Raw genomic sequence first — 21,223 nt, forward strand, 5'->3', positions numbered from 1 at the left:
AGCGGGCTTGACCCGCGATCGAGTGCGCAGCACTCGCCTGGCCCTCAAGCCCACCAGTACCGTACAAAGTGAAAGAACACCGGCGCCGCGAAACATACCGAATCCATGCGGTCCAGCATGCCGCCGTGCCCCTCGATCATGTGCCCCCAGTCCTTCACCCCGCGGTCACGCTTGATCGCCGACATCACCAGCCCGCCAAAGAAGCCCATGACGTTCACGGTCAGCGCCATCAGCGCCGCCTGCCAGAAGGTGAACGGGGTGATCCAGAACAGCGTCGCGCCGATCAGCGTGGCCAGTGCCACACCGCCCAGCAACCCCTCCAGCGTCTTGGACGGCGACAGCCGCGGCGCCACCTTGCGCTTGCCGAACAGCTTGCCGCACACGTACTGCAGTACATCGGAAATCTGCACCACCAGAATCAGCCAGGCGATCAACAGCAGGTTGCGCCCCTCGAACCCGGGGATATCCAGCGTCATCAGGGCCGGTACCGACGACAGGCAGTACACCGCGATCATCAGCCCCCACTGCACCTTCGAGGCCCGCTCCAGAAAGCGCGTGGTATCGCCGCCGAAACTGGCCAGGATCGGCAGCAGCAAGAACAGGTACACCGGGATGAAGATACTGAACAACCCGTACCAGTCCATCGCGATCAGCAGGTACTGCACCGGCAGCGCCACATAGAACGCCGCCACCAGTGCCGGGTAGTCGCCACGCCGGGTGGGCGTGAGGGTGAGGAACTCGCGCAGCGCATAGAACGACACGCAATAGAACAGCAGGATGACCCCCAGCTTGCCGAACACGAAGGCCAGGCCGATCACCAGCACCATCACCCACCAGGCATTGATGCGCGCATTGAGGTTGTCGATGACCGCGTGCGGGGCCGGGCCCGCGCGCCATTTGAGCAGGCGCCCGATCAGGCTGGCGAGCAGCAGCAGGCCACCGATACCGGCAAACAGCAGAAGTGTGTTGTGGTCCATCTCAGGATTCCTTGGGGGCCAGGGCCAGCAGGGCAAGGCGTGCCCGTTCCAGAAACGCGTGCTTGCTGTCATCGGGCAAGCGTTGCAGCGGCTCGCCGAAGCTCAGCGTGCACAGCAGCGGCAGGGGCAGGGCACGGCCCTTGGGCATCACCCGGTTGAGGTTGGCGATCCACACCGGGATCACCTCCACCTCGGGGTGGGCACTGGCCAGATGGAACAGCCCGCTCTTGAACGCCAGCAAGGGCTCGTCGCCCAGGTTGCGCGTGCCTTCGGGAAAGAAGATCAGCGAGTCGCCCTGCTCCAGCGCCGCATGGATCGGCTGCAAGGGGTCGCTCTGGGCCTCGCTGTGCTGGCGGTCGATCAGTACGCCGTTGAACACCCGGTTGATCAGAAATTGGCGAATGCCCGGTTTTTGCCAGTAATCGGCCCCGGCCACCGGGCGGGTGTGCCGGCGCAGTTCCTGGGGCAGCGAGGCCCAGATCAGCACGAAGTCCCCGTGGCTGCTGTGGTTGGCGTAGTACAGGCGTTGCACCGGCTGCGGTGTACAGCCCAGCCACAGGGCGCGGGCGCCCGTGATCAGGCGGGCCACCGAAGTAATGGCGAAGGCGGTGAGGGCGGCAAGCATGACGAGGTCCTTATCCGACGAGAGAAAGCCAGGGCAGGCACAGGATGCCGGCAATCGCCAGCAGTACCTGCACGCCAAGGCACAGCAGTTGCTGGCGCATCAGGCGCAGTGCGGCCCGGCTGCGCGCCTGCCAGTCGCGGTCGTCGACCGGGGCGGGCTTGAGGCCCAGGTCGAACAGCGCCTGGTCCAGCACGCGGGTAGTTGGCGACAAGGTTGCGGCCTGGGTGGCCAGGTGCGCGAACAGCTCGGCGTCCAGCGCAACCCGCATGCCCCAGTATTTTTGCAGCAGGCCGGCTGCCAGCAGCAGCACGCACAACAGGGCGCCAATCACAGGGGCCGGCGCGCCGGCAAGTGGCGCCAGGCCATAGGCCAGCGCCAGCAGGCTGATGCCGTCCGACAGGCGTTCCACCTGGCGCCCGCGCCGCAACAGGCTGGCCACCAGCGCCAGGTGGGTCTGGCTACTCACAGGCCGCCCCCCGCCGGCAGGCTGTCGATCACCTGGCGGTGCGCCGGGTGCAGCACGACCCCTGGGCGGGCCTGAGCGATCAGTTGCTGGGCCTGCTGCGCGTTCTGGCAGCGCCCGCCGAGTACCAGCCAGGCGGCCACGGCGCAGGCACTGCGCGAGTAACCCAGGGCGCAGCACACCAGTAGCGGGCCCTGCTGGCGCAGTCGCTCGATGGCCTGGGCCGCCTCGCGGCAACGTTCGGCACTGGGCACCACCAGGTCCAGGCAGGGCAGGCTGCAATAGGCCTGGCCCGGCGTGTGTGCCGCCGGCAGTTCTGCACACAGGTCGACCACCGCGGCAAACGATGCCGCCTGACCTCGTGCAGGCACCCGCCCCAGGTACACCCCCTCGCACACCTCGTCGGCCTGTGGATGGCGGCGCGTCCACCAACGCGAATTGAGCCAGGCGCCGATCAGGTACGGCGCCAGCAGCCAGCGCGCGGCATACGACAACTGGCCGCTCGGGCCTTTCTGAAAGCCCTCGGCGCCCAACACGGCATAGTTGAGCGCCACCATCAGCAGTGCGAGGGCGGGCCACAACAGCAACAGGGCGATACCGCCGGCATACAGCGCCAGCCCACCCAGCACGGCGCTGCCCAGCGCGTAGTACGCGGCCAGGCGCCAGCGCCGGCGGTCACGGGTCGGCTGCAGGCTGCCCAGTACCGGCCGGCCCTCCACGGGCCACAGCCATACACACAGCGCGCCTGCCACTGCGCCACTGGGCACGTCGATGAAGTGGTGCTGCCAGGTGGTCAGCACCGACAAACCGATCAACCCCATCCAGCCATGCAGCAGCCAGCGCACCAGCTGCCCACGGGTGTGCCGGGCGAACATCGCCCAGATGATCACCAGCAGCGCGATGTGCAGCGAAGGGGCCTGGTTGAACGGCTTGTCGAAGCCCATCAGCACATCGAACAGCCAGCCGAACACGCCCTGCAGTTCAGGGCGCTCGAAGGTGAAGCGCAGCGGCCACAGCAGAAAGCCGGCGATGCAGATCAACTGTGCGCTCAGCAGGCGCAAGGCATGCCGGTCCATCTCCAGGCGGCTGAGCGGCAGCAGGAAGGACAACCCGTACAGCAGGTCGATGGACCAGTACGGCAGGATGGTCCACGGCCACAGCGGGATGCTGCTTTCCCAGGCGAACACCAGGCTGCCGACGTCGCTGCGCCCGGCGGTGAAGGTGTTGCTCAGGCCATAGCTCAAGAAGAACAGCGGCCCGAGCAACAGCAGCCAGAGCACGCCGCGCCGGATCAGGCCCGGCTCGCGCACTGTGCTCATTCAGCAACTCGCTGGGCCAGGCTGACGCTGAAGATGCCCCACTCGTCGATGCGCTGGCACACCTTGCGAAAGCCTGCCGCTTCCACCAGCTGGTCCATCTCCACCTGGCTGCGCCGACGCATCACCCAGGCCTGACCGGCGCGGTGGCTGGTCAGGGCGCGGGCGATCATCTCCAGCTGCGGGTGCCACGGCTGGCCGGTGTATACCAGGTAGCCGCCCGGCGCCACGGCCTGGGCCAGGCCGCCCAGCGAGTCGCCGACCATCTGGTTGCTGGCGAACAGTTCATACAGCCCCGATACCACCGCCAGGCTCGGACGCGGTTCAAGGGTGGCCAGGCTCTGCGCATCGAAGGCATCGCCCTGCACGAAGCGGGCGATGTCGGCCAGGCCTTTGTGTTCGATCAGCGCCGTGCCTTCGCGCACGTTGAGCTCGCTGTAGTCGCGCAGCAGGATCGAATCCGGGCGCTGCTCCAGGCCCTGCAGGGCTTCGAGAATGTAGCGGCCATGGCCGGCGGCGATGTCGACGATATGCACCGGTGCGCCTTGTTCGCGCAGGCGCTCGATGGCCAGGCGCAACAGCTCTTCCACATGCAGCTTGCGCTGGCGGATGCCCTTCCAGCCGATGGCGTCGAGGTAGTTGCGGTCGATCATGCGGCCCAGCTTGCCCTTGCCGGTGGCCTGGTTGCGGTAGACGTAGTCCAGCGTGCTGCCCGAATCGAAACCGGTGTCGAAGCCCAGCTTGACCCCGCTCGACAGGCCCTTGCCCAGGCGCAGGCCGGCGCGGGTTGCGCGCCAGTACAGGTCGGCCGGCGAGTTGCGTGGCAGCGGCGCAGCCAGGCTTTCGGCCTCGGCGCAGCTGGCGCCGAGCTGGTCGGCATCGAGCAGCGACGGGCGCTGGTGCGCCACACTGAAGCAGTGCTCCACGAAGCGCCGGATACGCGCCAGCGCATGCCCGCGATCACGCTCGCCGAGGGTGTCGTGGAAGAAGCCGGGCAGCACGTGCTTTTCCTTGTGTACGCTGCCCAGGCGCTCGAAGAACTGCTCCTGCGGCTGGCGCTTGACCACGAAGTCGGCGCCGGAAATCAACAATTGGGTCGGCACCTGGATCGCCTGGGCATCGGCCACCACGCGATCGGCAGCTTCGTACAGCCCCAGCAGCATGTTCACCGAAATCGGCCGGCTGATCAGCGGGTCGTTTTCATACGAGGCGATGCGCTCGGGGTCGTGGCTGAGCAGGCGCGGCTTGACGTAGCTGTTGACGAAGAAGTTGCCGCGCCAGGCGCGCATCAGCTTGAGCCCCGGGCGGGCGAACGGCACGTACAGCTTGACCTTGAAGGCCGGCGAGGCGAGCACCAGGCAGCGCACCTTCGGCGCATAGTCATGCGCCCAGGTTGCGATCAGCACGGCGCCGACACTTTGCGCCAGCACCGCCATGTCCTGTTCGTCGATGGCATGCTCGCGGGCGATGTGCTCGATGAAGGTCTGCACATCGCGCACGCTGCACGCGAAGCTCGGGCTGTCGCCACGGGCCCCGGGCGACTCGCCATGGCCACGGGCGTCCCAGGCGAAGAAGTCATGGCCGGGCAGGTCGAGTTCATCCACCAGGTGGGCCATGCGCCCGCCGTGTTCGTGGCCACGGTGGAACAGCACCACGGCGCGGCGCGGCTGGCCGGGCTGGCGGTTGGCCGGCCAGTGGCGGTAATGCAGCTCTACGCCGTCATGGGTGGTGAAATGCAGGGATTGCGCGGTGCGCATGGCAAATATCCTTATCTGGCTCGGAGGGCTTCAGCGGGGTTGCGCCAGGCCTCGGCTCACCCGGTTGTAGAGGGTATGAAGCGACAGCAGCAGCACCACCAGCAACACGCCGTTGAGCCACGCTGCGCTCAGCAGGCCGGTGGCCACGCCGGCACCGAGCACACCGAACACGAAGGCACGGTCGCTCTTGCCCATCGGGCCGTCATAACGGCGTTCGGCGCCTACCAGGGGGCCCATCACCCCGGCGTATTCGCTCACCAGCGCGGCCAGCACCACGATCACCACCAGCGCCGGCGACACGCCCGGCAGCAGGGCGAAGGGCAGGTACAGTGCGCTGTCGGCGACCACGTCGCACAGCTCGTTGAGGTAGGCACCCAGGCGTGACTGCTGGCCGAATTCCCGGGCGAGCATGCCGTCGATGGCGTTGAGCGCCATGCGCAGCAGCATCCAGGCCGGCACCAGGGCGAACAGCCAGGTGATGTGCGGTGCGGCGGCCAGCAACAGGCCGAGCGCAACGCTGACCGCCGCGGCGGCGACCGTCACCTGGTTGGCAGTTATGCCGCGCTCGTACAGACGCTTGACCATAGGGCGCAGCAGCGCCTGGAAGCGCGGTTTCAACTGGTAGATCGACGGCACGGAAAACTCCCTTTACGGCTCGTAGGCACGGCATTGTCTTGTTACATAGCGGTGCGCGAAGGCGATTGTGGGTGGATTGTCCCTGCCGGGGCAATAGCGCCTGCCGACAAGCTTTGCAGAAGTGTGCGCGTGTGCCCGGGAAGCGCCGAAAAATTGCGGCTGCACAGGCGCAGCTGGCGTTGTGCCCAGGGTTCGTCCAGCGCCAGGCTGTGCAGCGCCAGCACCCCTTGCCAGCGTTGCACGGCAGCCTGCGGCACGATGCCCAGGCCTGCGCCATGGGCCACCATGCGGATCACCCCGTCGAAGCCTTCGGCACGTACCCGCACCTGCAGCCGGCGCCCCAGGTGCAGGGCCTGTTCCTCCAGGTACAGGGCCAGCGCGCTGTCTGCCTGCAGGCCGACATGGCCATGTTCAAGGGTGTCGGCAAAGCGCAGGTGCGGGTGGCTGGCCAGCGGGTGATCCGGCGCCATGATCAGCACCAGCGGGTCGTCGCGAAACGCCACGCTCTGCAGGTGCTCGCTGGCCACGGCATTGGAGATGATGCCCAGGTCGGCCTCGCCCTGGGTGATCGCCTGCACGATACGCAGGCTGGGCAATTCGACCACGTCCACGTCGATGGCCGGGTGGCGGGCCAGAAACGTCGCCAGCAGCTCGGGCAGGTACTCGGTCAGCGCCGCGGTGTTGCACAGCAGCCGCACCTGGCCCTGCAACCCCTGGGCATACTGGCCCAGGTCGAATTGCAGCCGCTGCACCTGCTGGCCGATCTGGCGCGCATGGTTGACCAGGGCCTGGCCGGCGGCCGTGGGGTGCACGCCGCGCCGGTTGCGCTGCAGCAGCGGTACGCCCAGCGAGCTTTCCATGGCGCGAATGCGCGCGCTGGCCGCCGGCAGCGACAGGTGGCTGCGCTGGGCGCCGGCAGTGATGTTGCCGCACTCCACGGTGTGCAGAAACAGTCGTAGGTCAATCAGATCGAAATGCATGAGCCTCTGCCTGGGCAATAGTCTGGCTCAGTATATGGCAACTGTTCAGGGACGTGCGGGCAGGGCAGCATGGGCCCATGACGACTTTATTCGGCTTCTATCAGGCTATCGGCCCGGCGCTATCGCTGCTGGTTGTGCTTACCTTCGTGCTGGCAGGCACGGTCAAAGGCGTGATCGGCCTGGGCCTGCCCACCGTGGCCATGGGGTTGCTGGGGCTGGCTATGTCACCGGCGCAGGCTGCCGCGCTGCTGATCGTGCCGTCGACGGTCACCAACCTTTGGCAGCTGGCGGCGGGTGGCCACTTGCGTGCATTGCTGCGCAGGCTCTGGCCGATGCAACTGATGATCTTCATCGGTACCTTGCTGGGCAGTATCTGGCTGGGCATCGACAGTGGCGCGTGGGCGGCGCACGCATTGGGCGTGGCGTTGCTGGTGTATGCACTGTACGGCCTGTGCCACCCAGGCCTGCACCTGGCCCCCCGCCACGAGCGCTGGCTGGGCCCGCTGTGCGGGTTGGTGACGGGCATCATCACCGCCGCCACCGGGGTGTTCGTGATACCGGCCGTACCGTACCTGCAGGCCCTGGGCCTGCACCGTGAACAGATGGTGCAGGCGCTGGGCCTGTCGTTCACCGTCTCGACCCTGGCGCTGGCCGTGGGCCTTGCCGGGCAGGGCGCACTGGGCGGCGAGGCGCTGGGGGCCTCGCTGGTGGTGCTGATACCGGCATTGCTGGGCATGTGGCTGGGCCAGTGCCTGCGTCAGCGCATCAGTGCCGTGCTGTTCAAACGCTGCTTTTTCATCGGCCTGGCGCTGCTGGGCGCCCATCTGGCGCTCAACGGCTAGCCGAGGACGGGCTGAGCATCTCGATCAGCTGGATGTCGAAGTCGCGCTCAAGGTACTCCATGCGCCGCTCGGCAAACTGCTGCATGTGCGGCAGCGCCGAATGCACATCCAATGCGGCCTTGCTGGCCCAGATTTCGTAGAACACGAACAGGCTCGGGTCCTGCCGGTCGCGCAGCATGTGGTACTCGATGCAGCCGGGCTCGGCACGGCTGGGTTCTACATAGCTGCGAAACAGCGCCTCGAACTCCTCGGCCTTTTCGGGGCGGGTCTTGGCTTTGAGGATGAAACCGTAGGGTTCGCTCATGGGGAGGCTCCAGTAAAAAGTGAGCCAATCTTATTTCAACAATAAGCGCTGAATTCGTGCTTTTTGGTCAAAAGCGTTTTGCCCGCGCGAGGGTATTTCCGCTGCGCTGAACTGATTAATCTGCCGCCATCACATTCACCGGGCCGCCCCTTCTGTTGGCCGCCCCGAACACACATGAGGCAGATGATGAAGAAGATCCTGTTGCTCAACGGCGGCAAGCAGTTCGCCCACTCCGATGGCCGCCTGAACGAGACCCTGCACGAGGCCGCGCTGGCGTTTCTCGACCGCGCCGGTTTCGACGTCAGGAGCACCTACATCGATGGCGGCTACGACGTTGCCGAAGAAGTGCAGAAGTACCTCTGGGCCGACGTGGTCATCTACCAGATGCCCGGTTGGTGGATGGGCGCGCCGTGGACCGTCAAGCAGTACCTGGACGAAGTGTTCACCGCCGGCCACGGCAGCCTCTACGCCAGCGACGGGCGCACCCGCTCCGATGCGTCGAGCAAGTACGGCAGCGGCGGCCTGATCCAGGGCAAGCAGTACATGCTGTCGCTGACCTGGAACGCACCGCAGGAAGCGTTCGACGATCCGGCGCAGTTTTTCGAAGGCAAGGGCGTGGACGCGGTGTACTTCCCGTTCCACAAGGCCAACCAGTTCCTGGGCATGAGCGGTCTGCCGACCTACCTGGCCACCGACGTGATGAAGAACCCCAACGTCGAGGCTGCCGTGGCCGGCTACGAGCAGCACCTGGCCCGGGTTTTCCACACTGGCGCCTGATGAAGGGTTGCGCGGGCAACGCCAAGCGGCTATCTATCACGGCTGAATGCCACACCAGGGAACAGCCGTGAAAGCCAGGTCCGATGAATTGCAGATGTTCGTCTCGGTCATCGAGTGCGGCTCTATTTCCGCCGCCGCCGAACAGGGCGGGCAGACCCCGTCGGCCATCAGCCGCAGCCTGTCGCGGCTGGAGGCCAAGCTGGGCACCACGCTGATCAACCGCACCACGCGGCGCATGGACCTCACCGAAGAGGGGCGGTTTTTCTTCGAGCGTGCCAAGGCCATCCTGCAACAGATGGACGAACTCGAAGAGCGCCTGAGCCTGCACCGCCAGACCCCGTCCGGGCGCTTGCGCATCAATGCGGCGGCGCCGTTCATGCTGCATGCCATCGTGCCCTGGGTGGGGGAGTTCCGCCAGCTGTACCCGGATATCCAGCTGGAGCTCAACACCGACGACCTGATCATCGACCTGCTCGAACAGAGCACCGATATCGCCATCCGCATCGGCGAGCTGGCCGACTCCAGCCTGCACGCCCGCTCGCTGGGGTGCAGCCCGCTGCATGTGCTGGCCAGCCCCGCGTACCTTGCGCGGCGCGGTACGCCACGGCATGTGGAGGAACTGGCCGGGCATTCGCTGCTGGGCTTCACCCAGACCGAAACCCTCAATCACTGGCCGCTGCGCCACACCGAAGGCGACCGCCTGGCGATCCGCCCCGACCTGTGCGCCTCCAGCGGCGAAACCCTGCGCCACCTGGCGCTGGCCGGCGAAGGCATCGCCTGCCTGTCGCACTTCATGACCCACGAAGACCTCCAGGCCGGCCGCCTGCAACTGGTGCTGGCCGAGGCCAACAGCGGCTATCGCCAGCCGATCAACGCGGTGTACTACCGCAACTCGCAACTGGCGCTGCGTATCCAGTGCTTTCTGGATTTCATCCAGCACAAGCTGTCGATCTACGCCTGCTGAAAACCGCAGGCGGCATTTGAAAAATCCCTGGGCATGCGCCTTAATGGTTGTTCGATAAAAACAACACCAAGGAAACCTGCATGCGCACTCTGATGTTTCGAACGCTGACCTTGAGCGCTGCGATCGTCGCCAGCTCATCAGCCTATGCCGTGACGCTGGACGGCGGCGCGGTGGCCGCGCCCGATCAATATGGTGCACAGGTCGCCGCCGACATCCTCAAGAAGGGCGGCAACGCAGTGGACGCCGCGGTGGCCACTGCCTTCACCCTGGCCGTTACCTACCCTGAGGCCGGCAACATCGGCGGCGGCGGTTTCATGACCCTGTACATGGATGGCAAACCCTACTTCCTCGACTACCGTGAAGTGGCGCCCAAGGCGGCCAGCCGCAACATGTACCTGGACGACAAAGGCGAGATCATCGAGAACCTCAGCCTGGTGGGCGCCCGCGCCGCCGGGGTGCCGGGCACGGTGATGGGCCTGTGGGAGGCGCACCAGAAGTTCGGCAAGCTGCCCTGGGCCGAGCTGCTGACCCCGGCGGTGGGCTACGCGAAGAACGGCTTCAAGATCGCCGCCAAGCAGTACCAGTACCGCGAAGATGCCCAGGGGCTGTTCAAGGACAGCACCAACTTCAACGACTATTTCGGCAGCATGAAGGTGGGCGAGACCTTCAGGCAGCCCGAGCTGGCGCAGACCCTGGAGCGCATTGCCGACAAGGGTGTGAGCGAGTTCTACCAGGGCAAGACCGCCGACCTGCTGGTGGCGCAGATGCAGGCCGACAAGGGCCTGGTCAGCAAGGAAGACCTCAAGGACTACAAGGCCGTGTGGCGTGAGCCGATGGGCATCGAATGGCGTGGCAACGTGGTCTACACCGCGCCGCTGCCCAGCTCGGGCGGCATCGCGCTGGCGCAGTTGCTGGGCATCAAGGAAAACCGCGCAGCCGACTTCAAGGGTGTCGAGCTGAACTCGGCGCGCTATATCCACCTGCTTTCGGAAATCGAGAAGCGTGTGTTCGCCGACCGTGCCGACTACCTGGGCGACCCGGCGTTCTCCAAGGTGCCGGTGGCGCAGCTGATTGCCAAGGACTACCTGGCCAAGCGCGCGCAAGAGGTCAACCCGACCGCCATCTCCGACACCGCCAAGGTGCGCCCGGGGCTGGAGCCGCACCAGACCACGCACTTCTCCATCGTCGACAAGCAGGGCAACGCGGTCAGCAACACCTACACCCTGAACTGGGACTACGGCAGCGGCGTGGTGGTGAAGGGCGCGGGCTTCCTGCTCAATGACGAGATGGACGACTTCAGTGCCAAGCCGGGTGTGGCGAACGCCTTCGGTGTGGTCGGTGGCGATGCCAATGCCATCGAGCCGGGCAAGCGCATGCTGTCGTCGATGGCCCCGAGCCTGGTGACCCGCGATGGCAAGGTCACGCTGGTGCTGGGTACGCCGGGTGGCTCGCGGATCTTCACCTCGATCTTCCAGGTGCTCAACAACCTGTACGACTACAACCTGCCGCTGGAGAAGGCGGTGGCGGCGCAGCGTGTGCATCACCAGTTGCTGCCCAAGGACACTATCTACTACGACGCCTATGCGCCGCTCGATGGCAAGGTGGCCGAGGAACTGAAGAAGATGGGCTACACCCTGGAGGACCAGGGCTGGGAGATGGGCGATATCCAGGCGATCCGGGTGACGGGTTCGGCGCTGGAAACCGCGTCTGACCCGCGTGGACGCGGGGTGGGGCAGGTCGTCAAGTAAGGGCTGACAGCATCGCGGGCCAAGTCCGCTCCCACAAGGTTTCGCTGAACCTGGTGGGAGCGGGCTTGACCCGCGATGGCTACGCCGTCCGATGCGGTCAGACGCGGAAGTGGCTGACCAGCATCTGCAACTGATTGCCCAGGCGCGCCAGCTCGACGCTGGATGCCGCCGTCTCCTGGCTCGCCGCCGCCGTCTGCTCCGACACATCACGCACGTTCAGGATGCTGCGGCTGATCTCTTCGGCCACCGCGCTCTGCTGCTCGGCCGCCGCGGCGATCTGCTGGTTCATCGACTGGATGTTCGACACCACGCGGGTGATGTTCTCCAGCGAGGCACCCGCCTTGCGCGTCAGCTCCACGCTGCTGTCGGTCAGGCTGCGGCTGCCATGCATCACGTTGGCCACCTGCTGGGTGCCGCTTTGCAGGCCCGCCACCAGCACCTCGATTTCCTCGGTGGACTTCTGGGTGCGCTGCGCCAGGCCGCGCACTTCATCGGCCACCACGGCAAAACCACGCCCGGCTTCACCCGCCCGTGCCGCTTCGATCGCGGCGTTGAGCGCCAGCAGGTTGGTCTGTTCGGCCACCGACTTGATCACGTCCATCACGCTGCCGATCTTCTGGCTTTCCTGCTGCAACTGGCCCATGGCCTCGGTGGAGCGGTTGACCTCGACCGCCAGGCGCTCGATCTGCGCGATGGCCTGGGCCACCACCTGGTCACCGGCGCGGGCCTGGCCGTCGGCGTCGGTGGCGGCCTCGGACGCCTGCTCGGCATTGCGCGCCACTTCCTGCACGGTGGCCGCCATTTCGTGCATGGCGGTGGCCACCTGGTCGGTCTCGACCTTCTGGCTGTTGACCCCGGCGTTGGTCTGCTCGGTGACCGCCGACAGCTCTTCGGCCGCACTGGCGATCTGGGTCACGCCGTCACGGATGCCGCCGATCAGGTCGCGCAGGGTTTCGCCCATGCGCTGGATGCCTTGTTGCAGCACGCCCAGTTCGTCACGGCGGGTGACGCGCAGGGTGTGGGTTAGGTCGCCGGTGGCGATCTTCTCCACCACTTCCAGGGTTTCGCGCAGCGGGCGGGTGATCTGGCGGGTGATGATGATCGCCGCCAGCACGCCGAACAGCAGCGCCGCCAGGGTGCTTGCCAGTTGCCAGGTACGCGCCTGGGCACTTTCGAGGTCGCGACGTTGCAGCTGGATGGCGTACAGCTCATCGCTCAGGCGCACGATATCGTAGCCCTGGGTGGTCATTTCCTTGCGCGCCTCGCCGATCGCCGTGTTGGCGGCCTTGAAGCTGCGCACCGCTTCGGCGTAGTGCAGGGTGGCGGCCTCGAGCGGTCGGGCACGAGCATCGGTGGCGGCCAGCTGGCGGGTTTCGGCCAGGGTGGCGTCGAGCTGGCGGGCGGCGACCTGTTCGGTTTCCGGGGTGAGGTCGGCGATGTAGCCGCGCACCTCGAAGCGGGCCAGCAGCAGGTGCTGGCGTACGGTGGTCAGGCGCTTGAGATGTTCCAGGCGCTCGCTGTCACTCTGGCCAGAGGACAGGCTGTCGGCCAGCAGGGTTTCCATCAGGGCACCGGCCTCATTGGCGGTAACGCCCATGCTACGGCGCGCTTCGCCACCCTGCTTGTAGGCGCTGCGCATCTTGGCCAGGGACACCTCGTAGGCGGCGACCACCTGCGCCTGTTCGCGCAGCAGCTTGACGTTCTCCGGGCTCTTGAAGGTGTTCAGCAGGTTCTGCTGGCGGGCCTTGAAGGTATCCAGCTTGGCCTGGACATTCTGCGCGAGCTTGTCGTCACCGTCGGCAATCATGTACTGCAGGCGGGCGATGCGCAGTTCGGTGAGCTCGTTGTTGAGCTGGGTGATGTCGCTCATCCAGTTGCTGCGGTCGATCAGACCGCCCAGGCTGGTCCAGCCGGTCAGGGCCAACAGGCCGGTCAGCAGCAGCACCAGGCCGAAGCCCAGGGCGAGTTTCAGGTTGACGCTGATATTGGCAAACCAGCTGTTCATGCGATCCCTCCAGGATTCTGTGCGCTCTTTGATCTAAATCGCTGGAGGTTGTTTTTCTTGGAGGCCAGCTGACGTGAGCTGCCTTTATCGGCGGGATGTTGCAGAGCTGAAACGCTTTTTCTCCAATTCCGACGAAAACCATCAACAAAATGTTTAGGGTGTTTGCGCCAGGCCGCAAACACCCCATTACAGGCGTCAGAGTCTGCTGGCGCCAAAGGTGTCGCACTGGTTGAGGTCGCCCTTGGCGAAGCCGGTCTTGAACCAGCGCACGCGCTGCGCGGAAGTGCCGTGGGTGAACGAGTCGGGCACCACGCGGCCTTTGCTCTGCTGCTGCAGGCGGTCATCGCCGATCGCGTTGGCGGCGTTCAGGGCCTCTTCGATATCGCCCGGCTCCAGCCAGTTATGGCGTTGCTGTGCCTGGTAGGCCCACACGCCTGCCAGGCAGTCGGCCTGCAGTTCCTGACGTACCAGCAGGCCGTTGTCGCCTTGCAGGCGCTGGCCGCTGCGACGGGCCTGGTCGATCCTGGCTGACACCCCCAGCAGGGTCTGCACATGGTGGCCGACCTCGTGGGCGATCACGTAGGCCTGGGCAAAGTCGCCCGCTGCCGCGAAGCGGGTTTCCATCTCCTTGAAGAAGCTCATGTCCAGGTACACCTGCTGGTCGGCCGGGCAATAGAACGGGCCGGTCGCCGACGAGGCAAAGCCACAGGCGGAGTTGACCTGACCGCTGAACAGCTTGAGGGTCGGGTCCTTGTACTGGCGCCCGGCCTGGGCAAACAGGGCGCGCCAGGTGTCCTCGGTGTCGCCCAGGATGCTGGCGACGAACTCGGCCTGTTCGTCGCCGGCCGGTGGTGCCTTGCGCTCGCCGGTGCTTGCCGGCGCGCTCTGTTCGCTCATCTGCCCGCTCAGCTGGCCAAGGATCTGCATCGGGTCCTGCCCGGTCAGCAGGCCGATCCCCACGATCAGTACCACCGCCGTCAGGCTCAGGCCCTTGCCGCCCAGGCGCATGCCACCACCACCGCCGCCTTCACCGCGAGCGTCGACCACGTTGTCGCTGCGCCTGCCTTTTCGCCAGAGCATGAGCGTTCTCCCAAGCTTGAAATATGAAGATAAAGATTAGTCCACCCGGCCCGGCGGCGTTAGCGCTTTGGACATAACCATACGGTTATGGGTTCAAGGATTCTTTTCAATGTTCGCCGGTGCATGCCTCGGCCACACTGCCCATCACTCCTGCCCGTACAGGCCTCCAAAAATCCAATAAGAGGAGAACGGCATGTCTGCACAAGACACCAGTCGTTTCGTTATCCGTGATCGGAACTGGCATCCGAAAGCCCTTACCCCCGACTACAAGACCTCCGTCGCGCGCTCGCCTCGCCAGGCGCTGGTGAGCATTCCACAGTCCGTCAGCGAAAGCACTGGGCCGGATTTCTCCCACCTGAAATTTGCCGAGCACGACAATGACCTGCTGCTGAACTTCAACCACGGCGGCCTGCCCATCGGCGAGCGCATCATCGTGGCCGGGCGCGTGTGCGACCAGTATGGCAAGCCGATCCCGCACACCCTGGTCGAAATGTGGCAGGCCAATGCCGGCGGCCGCTATCGCCACAAGAACGATCGCTATCTGGCGCCGCTGGACCCCAACTTCGGGGGTGTGGGGCGCGCGCTGACCGACAGCGAGGGCTACTACAGTTTCCGTACCATCAAGCCGGGCCCGTACCCGTGGCGCAACGGCCCCAACGACTGGCGCCCGGCGCATATCCACGTGTCGATCAGCGGCCCGTCGATTGCCACGCGTCTGATCACCCAGCTGTACTTCGAAGGCGACCCTCTGATCCCGATGTGCCCGATCGTCAAGTCGATCGCCAACCCGGACGCGGTACAGAGCCTGATCGCCCGGCTCGACATGGCCAATGCCAACCCCATGGACTGCCTGGCCTACCGCTTCGACATCGTTCTGCGCGGCCAGCGCAAGACCCACTTCGAAAACCGCTGAGGAGCCCCGCCATGCCTATCGAACTGCTGCCGGAAACCCCATCGCAGACCGCCGGCCCCTACGTGCACATCGGCCTGGCCCTGGAAGCGGCCGGCAACCCGACCCGTGACCAGGAAATCTGGAACCGCATGGCGCGCAGCGATGCGCCCGGCGAGCACATCCTGCTGATCGGTCACGTCTACGACGGCAACGGCCACCTGGTGCGCGACTCGTTCCTGGAGTTCTGGCAGGCCGACGCGGCCGGGCAGTACCACAGCGAATTCAACCTGGAACAACCGTTCAACAGCTTCGGACGCACCGCCACCACCTTCGATGCCGGTGAATGGACGCTGCATACGGTCAAGCCCGGTGTGGTCGCCAATGCCGCCGGCGTGCCGATGGCACCGCATATCAATGTCAGCCTGTTCGCCCGCGGCATCAACATCCATCTGCACACGCGGCTGTACTTCGACGACGAGGGCCAGGCCAATGCCAAGTGCCCGGTGCTCAATCTGATCGAACAGCCACAACGCCGCGAGACCTTGGTCGCGCGGCGCTGCGAAGTGGATGGCAAGCTGGCCTACCGTTTCGATATCCGCATCCAGGGTGAAGGCGAAACGGTGTTCTTCGATTTCTGAGGCCGCCTAGCGGGGCACCGGGTTCAGGTCGAAGTGGTTGCGCTGGTACTGGAACAGCAGGCAAGGCTCCTTCTTGGCGGTCATCTTGCAACCGCTCTCATGTTCCAGCCCGGCCGGCAACTGGTAGTACGAACCGGCCGGGTACTCGGTCTCGACCAGCTTGCCGTTCTTGTCCTTGATGCGGGCGTAGAACACGCCGCTCATCACCACGGTCGGCAACGTCTCGGTGTGGGTGTGGTAGCCATTGTCCACACCGGGACGGAAACTGACGAAGGCCTCGTAGGCACCATTGCCCAGGATGTCGCCCTGCACGTTAGCGTAGGTGACGTTGTTGTTGGTGCCCGGTACCACTTTCCAGGTCAGCGCATTTTTCGGCAGGGAGATGAGTGGGGCGGTGCAGTAGCAGACCGCAGCCACGGCGGTAGTGGCGCAAGCTGCCAACAGCAAGCCGGCGGCGGTAACTCGAAGTGCTTTCATGGTTGAAACCCTCTGATGAACAATCGAAAGAAGGTTAATCAAACAACGAACGCACAAATACGGCAGAAGCAGCCCAGAACCTGTGTGCTTCTTGCACAGATCACATCTTGATTTCCCATCGTGGTTCAGCGTAGTACGCCCGCGCATACTCGACCAATGCCCGAACCTTGGGCGCCAGATAGCGGCTTTGGGGGAACATCGCGTACACGTGCCGGGAGGGCTGCTGCCATTCGGGCAGCACCTGTACCAGGCGCCCGTCGAGCAGGGCGTCATGCACGATGAAGCGGTCGAAGCTGGCGATACCCAGGCCGGCAATGGCCGCCGCACGCAACGCCATCGGCGAGTTGGCGCTCAGCCGGCTGGGCATTGCCACGTCCAGGCGCTGCCCGTCGGGCCCCTGCAGGCTCAGCCGTTGCGGCTGGGCCAGGCGGTTGTAGCCGAGCAACGCATGCTCGCCCAGGGTGTGCGGTTCGATGGGGGCCGGCCAGCGCTGCAGGTACGCGGGGGCGGCTACCAGCACGACTTCGCTGACGGCCAGTTGCCGGGCCACCAGGTTGGAGTCGGGCAGGTGGGTGGTCACCCGCAGGCACACATCGACCCCTTCTTCGAGCATGTCCACAAAGCGGTCGGTGCAGATGAGCTCCACCTGCAACTGGTCGAAGCGCTCGACGAAGTCCGGTAGCCAGCGCCCCAGCTCCAGTTCACCGAATGCCGTGGCCACGCTCAGGCGCAGGGTGCCTGTGGGTTGCTGCTGGTGTTCGGAAATCTCCAGGCTCATGGCTTCGAGCTGCTCCAGCACCTGCACGCAATGGCGGTAGCACAGTGCGCCGGCTTCGGTGACGTGCAGGCGCCGCGTGGTGCGGCTGAGCAACTGGGTGCCGAGGTGGCGCTCCAGGTTCTTGACCTGGCGCGACAGCACGGTGTGCGATTGCCCGGTCAGGGCCGCAGCGGCGCTGAAACCACCACTCTCTACCACGCGGCGAAACGCCTGCATCGCGCTGATCTGGTCCATGGTCGGCTGGCTTTCATGAAGGAGTCGGGTCGCCAGTCTAGCAGCAGCCGGCGCGCCTACTCGTAGGCACTGACCCCGGCAATGTGCCGCCCGGCGATGTAGCCGAAGGTGGTCGCCGGCCCCAGATTGATCCCGCCCGCCGGGTAATGCCCGCCCATGATGCTGAGCATGTCGCTGCCGGCGGCATACAGGCCGGCAATCGGCTGCTGCTGTGCATCCAGTACCTGGGCGTGGGCATTGGTCCTGAGCCCGGCAAAGGTGCCGAAGCAGCCCGGCTCCACCTTCACCGCATAGAACGGCCCCTGCTCGATGGGCGCCACGCACGGGTTGGGCCGGTGTAGCGCATCGCCCTGCTTGCGGTTGTAGGGCGTGCTGCCACGGCCGAACTGCGGGTCTTCGCCGTGGCGCGCATGGCGGTTGTAGTCGCTGAGCGTGGTACTCAGGCCCTGGGGGTCGATGCCGCAGGCGATGGCCAGCGCCTCGATGCTGTCGCCGCACTTGAGGTAGCCGCTGCGAATGAAGGGCGCCACCGGCAGTGGGAAGGGCCGGGAGATGCCCAGGCCGTAGCGGCGCTGGAAGGCGTGGCTGCAGATCAGCCACGAGGCCACCTGCTCGCCGGGCGCGCTGGCGACCATTGCGCTCACGTAGTCGTAATAGCCGTTGGCTTCGTTGACGAAGCGCTTGCCGTTGGCCAGCACACCGATGATGCCGGGCTTGGCACGTTCGATGATGTGCGGGAAATGGCCGAAGGTGCCGTCCTTGTACGGCACTTTCGACACCGGGGCCCAGGCCACCGGGCTTGCCAGGTCGTCGACCACGTGTGCGCCCACGCTCTCGCCCAGGCGCAGGCCATCGCCGCTGGCGCCCAGCGGCGGCAAGGCCAGGTGCTCATGCCCGGTGGGGGTACGCGGGAACAGCGCCTTGCGCCGCTCGATATCGTTGGGGAAGCCGCCGGCTGCCAGCACCACGGCCTTGCGCGCATGAATGCTCACGTCGCCGTTGGCCGTCTGCACCACCGCCCCCGTCACCCGGCCAGCGTTGTGCAGCAGGCGCTGCGCCGGGGCCGATGCCCACAGCAGCACGCCGAGGTCTTCGGCCGACTTGGCCAGGCGCGCGATCAGGGCCACGCCGTTGACCAGCTGCATCGCCCGGCCGTAGCGTGCGAGGTCGAGCAGATGGCGTGCCAGGCGCTTGCCCACATGCAGCAGCGAGCGCCACGAACTGGTCAGGGTGAGAAAGGCGGTAAGGTCCTTGCCGGCCATGATCGGCATGCCCATGAATGAGGTTTCGCGCATCGTGCGGCGCAGCTGCCTGAGCAGCTTGCCGACCTTGCGCCCGTCATACGGGGCGGCGATCACCGAGCGCCCGCCCGTGCCGGCCCCGGGCGTGTCGCCGTGGATATCGGCAATGCCGTTGCCGTCGGCGAACTGCAGGGCGGTATGGCGTTCGAAGAACGACACCATGTGGGGCGCCGCCTCCAGGAACGCATCGATCATCGCCGGTTCGAAGCGTTCGCCCAGTTCGTGTTGCAGGTAGGTGCGCGGTAGCGAACGGTCCTCGACGATGCCGGCGCGCTGTGCCAGCGGGTTGCACGGTACCCACATCCAGCCGCCGGACCAGGCCGTGGCGCCGCCGAACACCGGGTCCTTTTCGACCACGATGACCTTCTGCCCGTGAAAGGCGGCGGTCACCGCGGCGCTCAGGCCGGCAGCGCCGGAGCCGATGACCAGGACATCGCAGTCCACCGGGCGGGAGGTAGGGGTGTGGGCAGTCATGCTGGGTCCTCGCAGTGCGCGCAATTATTATTTTGGAACTAAGTTCCATATTCTATGATTGCACGTCGGCTGCCAAGGCCGTCGCCTGCAAAGTTGGGCGAAGATCGAACAGTGGTTTGCGCTTTGCCCGGCGCTCTTTAGAATCGGCGAAATTTTCAGGGACCGTGACCATGGCCGGCAGTCAGATCGAACGTGCTTTCAGCCTTCTCGAAAGCCTCACCAGCGAGCCGCGCGGGCTGCCGATGCAGACCCTGGCCGAGCAGCTGGACATCCCCAAGAGCGCGACCCATCGCATGCTCGCCGAGCTCATGCGCCTGGGCTACGTGCGCCAGAACCCGGAAAACAGCCGGTACCTGCTGAGCACCAAGCTGGTGGGCATGGGTTTTCGCTACCTGGCCCAGAGCGGTGCCGACATCGTCCAGCCGATTCTCGACCAGTTGGCCGCGCAGACCGGCGAGCTGGTGCGACTGGGGATCATCGACGGCGAGCGCCAGGTGTGGATCGCCAAGGCCCAGGGCGCCCGCTCCGGCCTGCGCTACGACCCGGACATGGGGCGTGAGGCGCCGCTGTTCTACAGCGCGTCGGGGCATGCCTGGCTGGCCAGCCTGAGCGATGCCCAGGCGTTGCTGCTGGTGGAGCGCCAGGGCGTGGGCCGGCGCGAGGACTTCGGGCCGAACGCGCCAGCTTCCAATGCCCAGCTGCTGGAACGCCTGCGCATGGCGCGGGAACTGGGCTATGCGTGGGTGGTGGAGAGTTCGGCGCTGGGTACGTCGGCGTTGGCGGCGGTGGTGCGACACCCGCAGGATGGGCATGTGGTCGGGGTGTTGAGCGTGGCCGGGCCGACCGCGCGCCTGAACGAGGCGCGCCTGCACGAGCTGGCGCCGGCGTTGCTGGCGGCGGCGGCCGAGCTGTCGGCGGCCAGCCCGGCGTCGGAGCTGTTTGTCTAGACGCTTCGCTGGCAAGCCAGCGAAGCGGCCCTCAGGTAAACCAAGGCAGTTTTGTGGAGCGCAAAGCTGTTTTTTTTGTACTTGCATTGAAATTGGAACTAAGTTCTAAATAATGCAAATACAACAACGCACCCGAGACTCCTCCATGAACCCACGTGTCATGTCCCTGGCCGCCCTCACTGTCCTTGAGCTGTCCCCACCCCGGATGGTCGAAGTCGCCGCCCGGGCCGGCTACAGCCATGTCGGCCTGCGCCTCGAGCCGGCCACCCCCGAAGAACACCACTTCCCGCTGGCAAGCGACGCCGGCCTGCGCCGGCAGACAGCCGAGCGCCTGCGCGACACCGGCATCCGGGTGCTCGATGTGGAGATTCTGCGGCTCAAGCCCGACACCCTGGTCGCCAACTTCGAGGCCCTGCTCGCGGTGGGCGCCGACTTCGGTGCCAGTGAGCTGCTGGTTGCCGGCAACGACCCGGATGAACAGCGCCTGACCGACAACTTCGCGGCGCTGTGCGACCTGGCCGCGCCGTATGGCCTGCACCCGCACCTGGAGTTCATGCCGTGGACCGATGCCAAGGACCTGACCCAGGCCACCCGCATCGTCGAAAACGCCGGGCGCGCCAACGGCTGCGTGCTGGTCGATGCCTTCCACTTCGATCGCTCGGCGTCGCGCCTGGAAGACCTGCGCCGCCTGCCGGTCTCGCGCATCCGCTACGCGCAACTGTGCGACGTGGCGGGCCCGCGCCCCGACGACATGGCCGAGATCCTGCGTCAGGCGCGTAACGAGCGACGTTTTCCAGGGGATGGGGAGTGCGACCTGAACGGGTTGCTGCACAGCTTGCCGGCCGACCTGCCGCTGAGCCTGGAGATCCCCACGCGCCAGTTGCTGGAGCAGGGGGTGAGTGCGCTGCAGCGCGCGCAGTGGGCGCTGGAGAAGGCCCGCAAGGTAATGAACGCCGGCTCCCTGTAGGAGCCAGCGTTGCTGGCGAAGGGCTGCATTGCAGCCCGGGC

Annotated in this window: 21 protein-coding genes; 8 read left to right on the forward strand and 13 right to left on the reverse strand. The window is 65.9% G+C overall.

The annotated features are described in order from the left end of the window. Positions 1-44: 44 nt before the first annotated feature. From N0B28_RS03200 to N0B28_RS03230, 7 genes are read right to left on the reverse strand one after another with little or no spacing between them, the layout of a single operon-like run. Complete coding sequence (locus N0B28_RS03200) at positions 45-977, reverse strand: phosphatidate cytidylyltransferase (protein WP_043860712.1); 933 nt, start codon at positions 975-977, stop codon at positions 45-47. 1 nt (position 978) lies between these two features. Next, entirely contained in the window at positions 979-1,602 is a 624-nt protein-coding gene (locus tag N0B28_RS03205) for a lysophospholipid acyltransferase family protein (protein ID WP_104572309.1), read from the reverse strand. Positions 1,603-1,612: 10 nt separating this feature from the next. Then, positions 1,613-2,068: a hypothetical protein gene (locus N0B28_RS03210; protein WP_043860710.1), complete on the reverse strand. Its 456-nt coding sequence runs from the start codon at positions 2,066-2,068 to the stop codon at positions 1,613-1,615. Next, positions 2,065-3,384, reverse strand: coding sequence for a phosphatase PAP2/dual specificity phosphatase family protein (locus N0B28_RS03215; RefSeq protein ID WP_043860709.1), 1,320 nt, complete (start codon positions 3,382-3,384; stop codon positions 2,065-2,067). Before N0B28_RS03215 ends, N0B28_RS03210 begins: the two co-directional genes overlap by 4 nt. Beyond that, complete coding sequence (locus tag N0B28_RS03220) at positions 3,381-5,138, reverse strand: bifunctional alpha/beta hydrolase/class I SAM-dependent methyltransferase (protein WP_275730319.1); 1,758 nt, start codon at positions 5,136-5,138, stop codon at positions 3,381-3,383. The genes N0B28_RS03215 and N0B28_RS03220 overlap by 4 nt, the downstream gene beginning before the upstream one ends. Positions 5,139-5,168: 30 nt before the next feature. Further along, entirely contained in the window at positions 5,169-5,774 is a 606-nt protein-coding gene (locus tag N0B28_RS03225) for a CDP-alcohol phosphatidyltransferase family protein (protein WP_054916548.1), read from the reverse strand. Between the two features lie 41 nt (positions 5,775-5,815). Beyond that, positions 5,816-6,754 (reverse strand): LysR family transcriptional regulator, encoded by a 939-nt coding sequence (locus N0B28_RS03230; RefSeq protein WP_088513835.1) that lies wholly within the window; start codon positions 6,752-6,754, stop codon positions 5,816-5,818. A 77-nt stretch (positions 6,755-6,831) separates the two neighbouring features. Between N0B28_RS03230 and N0B28_RS03235 the strand changes: the two genes are divergently transcribed. Beyond that, positions 6,832-7,596 (forward strand): sulfite exporter TauE/SafE family protein, encoded by a 765-nt coding sequence (locus tag N0B28_RS03235; protein ID WP_104572308.1) that lies wholly within the window; start codon positions 6,832-6,834, stop codon positions 7,594-7,596. Here N0B28_RS03235 and N0B28_RS03240 read toward each other — a convergent pair. After that, the gene (locus N0B28_RS03240) at positions 7,586-7,900 is read right to left on the reverse strand and encodes a putative quinol monooxygenase (protein WP_043860704.1); all 315 of its coding nucleotides are present in this window, start codon (positions 7,898-7,900) and stop codon (positions 7,586-7,588) included. The two genes, N0B28_RS03235 and N0B28_RS03240, sit on opposite strands and share 11 nt — an antisense overlap. A gap of 186 nt (positions 7,901-8,086) precedes the next feature. On the opposite strand from N0B28_RS03240, the gene N0B28_RS03245 reads away from it, so the two are divergent. From N0B28_RS03245 to ggt, 3 genes are all read left to right on the forward strand, one after another. Next, positions 8,087-8,677: an NAD(P)H-dependent oxidoreductase gene (locus N0B28_RS03245; protein ID WP_054916551.1), complete on the forward strand. Its 591-nt coding sequence runs from the start codon at positions 8,087-8,089 to the stop codon at positions 8,675-8,677. A gap of 67 nt (positions 8,678-8,744) precedes the next feature. After that, complete coding sequence (locus tag N0B28_RS03250) at positions 8,745-9,641, forward strand: LysR family transcriptional regulator (protein ID WP_054916552.1); 897 nt, start codon at positions 8,745-8,747, stop codon at positions 9,639-9,641. A gap of 80 nt (positions 9,642-9,721) precedes the next feature. Then, the gene (gene ggt / locus N0B28_RS03255) at positions 9,722-11,389 is read left to right on the forward strand and encodes a gamma-glutamyltransferase (protein WP_043860701.1); all 1,668 of its coding nucleotides are present in this window, start codon (positions 9,722-9,724) and stop codon (positions 11,387-11,389) included. 97 nt (positions 11,390-11,486) lie between these two features. Here ggt and N0B28_RS03260 read toward each other — a convergent pair whose 3' ends face one another. Beyond that, positions 11,487-13,394 (reverse strand): methyl-accepting chemotaxis protein, encoded by a 1,908-nt coding sequence (locus N0B28_RS03260; protein WP_043860700.1) that lies wholly within the window; start codon positions 13,392-13,394, stop codon positions 11,487-11,489. A 195-nt stretch (positions 13,395-13,589) separates the two neighbouring features. Next, on the reverse strand, positions 13,590-14,474 hold the full coding sequence (locus tag N0B28_RS03265) for a neutral zinc metallopeptidase (protein ID WP_043860699.1): 885 nt from the start codon (positions 14,472-14,474) through the stop codon (positions 13,590-13,592). Positions 14,475-14,667: 193 nt separating this feature from the next. Between N0B28_RS03265 and pcaH the strand changes: the two genes are divergently transcribed. Together pcaH and pcaG are read left to right on the forward strand one after the other, a co-directional pair. Beyond that, entirely contained in the window at positions 14,668-15,387 is a 720-nt protein-coding gene (gene pcaH / locus N0B28_RS03270; protein WP_043860698.1) for a protocatechuate 3,4-dioxygenase subunit beta, read from the forward strand. 11 nt (positions 15,388-15,398) lie between these two features. After that, positions 15,399-16,004, forward strand: a complete 606-nt coding sequence (gene pcaG, locus N0B28_RS03275) for a protocatechuate 3,4-dioxygenase subunit alpha (protein WP_078481790.1) — start codon at positions 15,399-15,401, stop codon at positions 16,002-16,004. 6 nt (positions 16,005-16,010) lie between these two features. On the opposite strand, the gene N0B28_RS03280 is transcribed toward pcaG, so the two are convergent. The 3 genes from N0B28_RS03280 to N0B28_RS03290 all read right to left on the reverse strand — a co-directional run bounded on the left by N0B28_RS03280 (position 16,011) and on the right by N0B28_RS03290 (position 19,268). Continuing rightward, positions 16,011-16,481 (reverse strand): hypothetical protein, encoded by a 471-nt coding sequence (locus N0B28_RS03280; protein WP_078481789.1) that lies wholly within the window; start codon positions 16,479-16,481, stop codon positions 16,011-16,013. A 100-nt stretch (positions 16,482-16,581) separates the two neighbouring features. Then, positions 16,582-17,493 carry a LysR family transcriptional regulator gene (locus N0B28_RS03285; protein WP_078481788.1) on the reverse strand — a complete coding sequence of 304 codons (912 nt, stop codon included), beginning with the start codon at positions 17,491-17,493 and terminating at the stop codon, positions 16,582-16,584. 56 nt (positions 17,494-17,549) lie between these two features. After that, complete coding sequence (locus tag N0B28_RS03290) at positions 17,550-19,268, reverse strand: FAD-dependent oxidoreductase (protein ID WP_078481787.1); 1,719 nt, start codon at positions 19,266-19,268, stop codon at positions 17,550-17,552. A gap of 170 nt (positions 19,269-19,438) precedes the next feature. On the opposite strand from N0B28_RS03290, the gene N0B28_RS03295 reads away from it, so the two are divergent. Together N0B28_RS03295 and N0B28_RS03300 are read left to right on the forward strand one after the other, a co-directional pair. Continuing rightward, on the forward strand, positions 19,439-20,215 hold the full coding sequence (locus tag N0B28_RS03295; protein WP_043860693.1) for an IclR family transcriptional regulator: 777 nt from the start codon (positions 19,439-19,441) through the stop codon (positions 20,213-20,215). Between the two features lie 145 nt (positions 20,216-20,360). After that, entirely contained in the window at positions 20,361-21,182 is an 822-nt protein-coding gene (locus N0B28_RS03300; RefSeq protein WP_078481786.1) for a sugar phosphate isomerase/epimerase, read from the forward strand. The last annotated feature ends 41 nt before the right edge of the window (positions 21,183-21,223 follow it).

It is taken from the genome of Pseudomonas sp. SD17-1, assembly GCF_029201585.1.
GTDB lineage: Bacteria > Pseudomonadota > Gammaproteobacteria > Pseudomonadales > Pseudomonadaceae > Aquipseudomonas > Aquipseudomonas palmensis.